Consider the following 6,064-nt stretch of genomic DNA (forward strand, 5'->3'; position numbering starts at 1 on the left):
TCATGCAGTGATAACTGGACTGCTTGCCGTGTTTGCGTTTGAACTTGGGGTAACGCGCAGGCAGCTTGAGATCAAAGAAGCTCTGAAAGGCCTTATCCAGATTGATCACAGCCTGCTGAAGCGCAATCGAATCAAAATCTTTGAGCCAGTGATACTTGCGAGATTTCTTCGCCACGGCCAGTAGGGGCTTGAGGTCCTTTTTGGCTTTGAGCTTGGTTCCATGACGCTTATACTGGCTACTGATGATATGCAAAGCCTTATTGTACGCAAAACGCACAGCACCGAACTGGCGGTTTAAAAATTCCGCCTGCTCAGGTGTGGGATAAATGCGTACTTTTGTGGCCTTTAACATTTCAGTGCTCATTGATATACTTCTTTCATTATAAGCCGTCAAGGTCATATTTCAAGTGAGTGAACACCATAAAGAATTGCTATACGCCGGATACGCATACTCAATACCCACATACCCCGACAAAGCAAAAGTGCAGCGCTCTGGTCACGCTCCTACTTTGCCTGTAGTGCAGGCGGGGCAACGATTGAGACTTTGCGTGAGTAGGTGCAGAGCCAAGCCACCCCTGAATAGAACCGCTGCGCGGTTCCCGCTTATATCCCCGCCCGATTGGGCGAGGGTTTACGCGGATTTTGCTAAGTTCGTGGCTGTATTTTGCCAATTGAAGGGTTGAATCAGGCATTCCAATTCGTTCCATGGGTCAAGTACGATCAATAGCTGGCAGGTTATAAAATTTTTTCTTTAGAATATTTTCTAACGGATAATCAGCAAGAGTTTTGACAATGGCTTTGCTCGCGCCACCATTGCCATACGGATTATCAACAGACTTTAGGGTTTTCCGGAATTGTGGAGCATATATTTGCTTTAGTGCTCTTAGGATTTCTTCCTTTAAAGGCTGACAATCAATCACACTCTTTGCTTTTAATCTTCCTCTTTGGCGGTCACCTATATTGATTGTGGCAATACCGAACGATGGTGCTTCTGCTAGGCCGCTTGAGGAGTTACCTACTACACCATCAATCTGTGCTAGGCATGAGAAGTAACGTAATTGTCCCAATGAGGTAAAAACGTACGAGTTTGGATGGTTATTAACGAACTCCCGAACCATGGAACTCAGTGCACGCCCACCAGTGTCTGCATTAGGAAGAGTAAAAATGAGCTGTGTATCTTTTAGCTCGCTCAGTGCCGCGAGCAGTTCGCTCATCTGAGCTGAGGAGCTAGCCCCTCCTTCTAAAGTAACCGGATGGAATGTAATTAGAAGATTCTTTTCACCAAAGAGAAAATCAATAGATTGTTCAAGTTCTTCCCTGCTCAGTAGTTTGATCTGCTTGATAGCATCAATTCCCATTCCGCCAACATTAAACACACACTCTGGCTGCTCACCTAACTGAATAACACGCTTTTTATAATCCTCGGCAGCCACGAAGTGCAAATGAGACATTTTAGTAATGGAATGGCGAATAGCTTCATCAAAGGCACCTTCCGTTGTTTCTCCACCATGAAGATGAGCCACTGGGATTCTGGCAATCAAGGCTGATGAGACAGCAGCGAAAATTTCAAATCGATCTCCGAGAACTATAATCAAATCAGGTCGCAGGCGATTGTAAACATCTGCAAAACCGATCATGCCTAGTCCCATAGATTTGGTTACGGCAGTGCTGGAGTCTGCACTCAGAAGCATTTCTACCTCAGCATCAATGCTAAAACCTGCTTCTTCAATTTCATGATAGGTGGATCCAAACTCAGGTGACAAATGCATACCTGTTGCTATTACCTGCAATTCCAATGCAGGATGGCTTTGTATTTCCTGCATCAACCACCGGAGTAATCCAAATTCTGCCCGTGTACCTGTAACAATGCAGACTTTACGCTTCATAATTCGATTAGCTCATCTTCACTGAAGTTGCGTGGAGCTGTACGACCTATTACTTCATCCCACCTCATGGGTGAAATACCCGTCCCGGGACGTTTTGTCGTCAAGTTTTCCGTAGTGAAAATCTCCCCTATCTTGATATCACGCATTGCAACTAGGGATTTTCTTGCGATGGATTTATTCTTTATTTCGCTAGTGCTAGGGCGTTTGATGCCATCACCTAAAGCGCGCTCAATATTTCGAATACCCACTACCATTGCTTTTAATTCATCGGGCTCAAGGCTCGCTCTATGATCCGGTCCGGGTAAGTTGCGATCCAAGGTGAAGTGCTTTTCAATGACAGATGCACCCAATGCTACCGCTGCTATTGATACTTCAATACCCGGTGTATGGTCTGAATAACCTACAGCAACCCCTAGGGCTTTACCGATGTTCACCATGGCACGAAGATTAACGTCCTCCATGGGAGTTGGATACTCCGTGGTACAGTGGAGCACCGTGATTTTCTCTCTTTGCGTTCCTGATAGCTCAATCGCGTTAATAGCAGCTTCTATCTCACCAAGGTTTGCCATACCTGTCGAGAGTAATACGGGTCTACCTGTGCGGGTAAGATATCGAAGGTATGGAAGATTGGTAAGTTCGCCAGAGGGAACCTTTACGAGCTCGGGATTAAATGACTCAAGCAGGTCAATACTGTCAAAATCAAAGGCTGTAGAAAAGAAACCAATGCCGTATGCTTTACACTCTTCAGCTAATATTAGGTGGTCGGCTTTAGATAACTCAAGCTTTTGCACCATATCAAACTGAGACTCATTCGGATCAGTTGCTGCTTTTTGATATTCTGCTTTAGGTGCTAGACGCGATATGTTTTTGTTAGTAACAAAACTCTGGAACTTCACAAGGTCAGCACCAGATTCCGCTGCAATTTTTATTAATTTTTTAGCAAGAGAAAGGTCACCATTATGGTTAACTCCGGCTTCTGCTATAATTAAGGTCTTCACCTTATTCTCCTTGCTGGAGTACCAACATAGACGGCATTTTTTTCGCAATCATTGATTACGACTGAACCAGAACCAATTACTGTGCCTGCACCTATAATCAGTTTTTTATTTATACTGCCCTGATTAATTACCGCACCTGTTCCAATCCAGCACTTTTCCTTGATAATAACATTACCTGAAACGTGTGCGCCTGGTGCCAAGTTTACAAAGTTCTCAAGAACCACATCGTGACCAACGGTTGAGTTTAAATTAAAAATATTGAAATCGCCGATTTTTATATTGCTGGTTAAGCGTGCGCCTGCACAAACTATAACCCCATGGCTAGATTCTAGCTGTTGCCTTTGTTTGTACCCAAAGCTTGCATCGGGATGGATAAGGTTAATAAAATTAATGGTTCCTTCATAACGCTTCGCAACTTTTTCACGAATGGCATTTTCACCAATTCCTATTGTGAATTCGCCGCCATGAAGTTGGTTTATTTCTTTCTCAAGAATGACCTCGCATGGAAATTCCCAAGATTTTAATTCTTCTTCATCACGTGCAATAAAGAATGGTTCATACATCAATTCACGGCCGATATCGGCAACTTCTCGGGCAAAGCCGGAGGTACCAAATATTCCTAATTTTTTCATGAAGATACACCAAGATTTAGTTGTTATTAATTTATTACTTGTTACAGTTTCTAAAGGCGTCGCTTTATACCTGATTCAGCTGCAGGTGTTGTTCTCTATATCTAAGGATAAAATGTCTGTTGTATTTCTGAAAATATATAAAGAGTTCCCTGCCTTGTATCTTGCTTCTGAATTGACTTTTGCTTCAAAGGCTGTGTTTCTGGTGGCTTCGTAACAGTCATCAAAAAAGCTTATCATCGAAAGCCCCATTCCGTGATCAAGGGTCTTTATGCGATTTATTTCAAGGTCCTTTTCATCAAATAATTCTAGTTTTATTTTTTCGAAGCCGTTTTTTTTCATTGCATCAATCATCGCTACTTTTTCACTGACTGGCGCAATAAGATGATCCTTGTTTGAGTGGTAGAATACAAATTCAGTACTGTTGGCGCCCTGTTCTGCCATTTGTATTATTTGGTGTTCTGAAAAAGAGCGTATTTCAGCTTTTGCACCCTCAAAAGAGTTGGGTTTTTCTGGCGCAAGTGTCCAGGGAGATTTGGTAAACAGTTTGGCTGTGAGCCTTTCTGTAACCTTTACAGTAAATTCTGGCAGCTCTAAATTCCTTCCAATAATATAAGCAAGATTTGGATTTGCCCAAGAGGAGTTATCAAATACTGATTTGATTGTTCCAGGTTTTATTTTTGCAACCAAGTTAGCGAGGTAGTCGCCATACGATGAACCTATCAATATAACATTGTTTTTGTTTATCTCGAACCGGTTCAATGCGTCGTTGATTGCATTGGCGATGTCAATCGCAGCAAGTATACCAAAGTTTTGATACTCGCCTCGTGGTGGGGCAAGTCCGGCGGTGAAATGCAGTGATGCCTCTTGCTCTTCGGCAAAATATTCGAGCTGCTCAAGCCAGTTTTCTGGTTCAAATGTTGGTATTAGCTTTCTGATGGACTGTATATCACTGGGCTCAAAATAAATTTTTGCACCCGTAGCTGGTCTGGATCCAATGCAGAAGTAGTCAACCGTCATGGCAGCTAGTTGATGTTTTTCATAAATCTTTTTGCAAAAGGTGTTTCTGTATTCTCCGAGGTCATCACCAAAACCCGGGATATATACAACAAGTCCATCTTTTGAATCTGCTCCATAAATACTGTATGAGCACGACCTATTATCTTTTGTTTCTGGAAAAAGTTCTGTATCAGAAGGGCTTTCAAAATTGACAGTTATTTTCATCACATTAATTTTTTATGCTGCTGGGAAGATTGACGAGACGCTCTGAAATAAATTCGGAGTTACTGAGATCGCCACGAAGACAGGTGTTATAAATGTTCAGCTGATGCATCAGCTTCCAAACTGGTCGAGTCATAACATTCTTGTTATTTGTAGTTTCCAGTAAGTGGTTTCTTGCTTCAGGGTCTGGGCAGATGATTGCATTCAGCCAGTAATTGCTTCTACAGCCTTCCGGTTCGGATATAAAGCTGTAGTTAGTAGTGTGAAAAAAGTCTTGATAATAGGCGGCCAGCTGGCGTTTTTCTTCTATAAATTCATTCAGTTGTAATAACTGGGCACACCCCAATGCTGCATTAAGATTAGGTAGGCGGTAATTATAACCTACTTCATCATGCTCATACTCATAAGCGTGAGGCAGCTTGGCTGTTGTAGATAGGTGTTTGGCTCTTGCTCCGATTTCTTCTCCGGCCAGCAACATTCCACCGCCACCGGTAGTAATGATTTTATTGCCATTGAAGCTCAGGGTGCCGAGTAACCCAAAGGTGCCGGTATGACGTCCATGGTAGAGGCTTCCAAGGGATTCTGCGGCATCTTCTACTAAGGCTAGATGCCATTTTTGACATACAAGAATCAGGCCGTGAAGATCGGCTGGGTGGCCAAAGGTATGCATTGGGACACAGGCTCTGATGATGCGATTGCTATCACGATGACGGCAGTAACCTTGATCATCTATGAAAGCTTCGGACTCCAGCCAGGTTTCCATTGCAGTAGGAGAAAGGCCAAGGGTGTGCCGATCTATATCAATAAAAACAGGGTCAGCGCCGCAGTAATGAATTGCGTTGCATGTAGCAACAAAAGTCAGGGGCTGGGTAATTACCAAATCATTTTGCTGTACACCTGCAAGCTTTAGAGCAAGGTGAAGCGCAGCAGTACCATTCACAACAGCAACGGCTCTTGGGCTGCCTGTGTACTGAGCCATATCCTGTTCAAAGCGATCAACAAATGAGCCTACGCTGGAGACAAAAGTGGATTCGATGGTTTCTGTAACGAACTCTTTTTCATTCCCCCTGAAAACAGGGGCGTGAAGTGGAATAAAATCTTGGGTTTGGTAATGATCCCGAACCATCTGGATGATGCTCTGAATAACTACGCCATCAGACATTGTAAATTCCTGCCTTGTAATGGCGGAGGTTGTCCGCTTGAGTAAACCAGTTAATGGTTTTGCTCAAGCCCGCGCGAATATCAGTTTGTGGCTGATAACCAGTCAAGTCTCGTAGTTTTTGGTTGCAGCCCCATAGGCGGAAAACTTCAGACTTCTCAGGTCTGATGC

6 protein-coding genes and 1 pseudogene are annotated in these 6,064 nt (G+C 43.4%); 1 reads left to right on the forward strand and 6 read right to left on the reverse strand.

What is annotated here, in order from left to right:
* On the reverse strand, positions 1–364 hold a 364-nt coding region (locus IBX50_RS16065; RefSeq protein WP_292257309.1), incomplete at its 3' end, for a transposase.
* Positions 365–436: 72 nt separating this feature from the next.
* Between IBX50_RS16065 and IBX50_RS16070 the strand changes: the two are divergent.
* Positions 437–556, forward strand: a pseudogene (locus IBX50_RS16070) (IS200/IS605 family transposase); the annotation flags it as partial.
* Positions 557–710: 154 nt separating this feature from the next.
* Here IBX50_RS16070 and neuC read toward each other — a convergent pair.
* The 5 genes from neuC to IBX50_RS16095 form a co-directional block, all read right to left on the reverse strand.
* Positions 711–1,886, reverse strand: a complete 1,176-nt coding sequence (gene neuC / locus IBX50_RS16075; protein WP_292257310.1) for a UDP-N-acetylglucosamine 2-epimerase — start codon at positions 1,884–1,886, stop codon at positions 711–713.
* Positions 1,883–2,884 (reverse strand): N-acetylneuraminate synthase, encoded by a 1,002-nt coding sequence (neuB, locus tag IBX50_RS16080; protein ID WP_292257311.1) that lies wholly within the window; start codon positions 2,882–2,884, stop codon positions 1,883–1,885. Before neuB ends, neuC begins: the two co-directional genes overlap by 4 nt.
* Entirely contained in the window at positions 2,881–3,516 is a 636-nt protein-coding gene (locus IBX50_RS16085; RefSeq protein WP_292257312.1) for a NeuD/PglB/VioB family sugar acetyltransferase, read from the reverse strand. Before IBX50_RS16085 ends, neuB begins: the two co-directional genes overlap by 4 nt.
* A 75-nt stretch (positions 3,517–3,591) precedes the next feature.
* Positions 3,592–4,737: a DUF2920 family protein gene (locus IBX50_RS16090; RefSeq protein ID WP_292257314.1), complete on the reverse strand. Its 1,146-nt coding sequence runs from the start codon at positions 4,735–4,737 to the stop codon at positions 3,592–3,594.
* A 4-nt stretch (positions 4,738–4,741) separates the two neighbouring features.
* Positions 4,742–5,896, reverse strand: coding sequence for a LegC family aminotransferase (locus IBX50_RS16095; RefSeq protein WP_292257313.1), 1,155 nt, complete (start codon positions 5,894–5,896; stop codon positions 4,742–4,744).
* Between the last annotated feature and the right edge of the window lie 168 nt (positions 5,897–6,064).

The organism is Marinospirillum sp. (assembly GCF_014859565.1).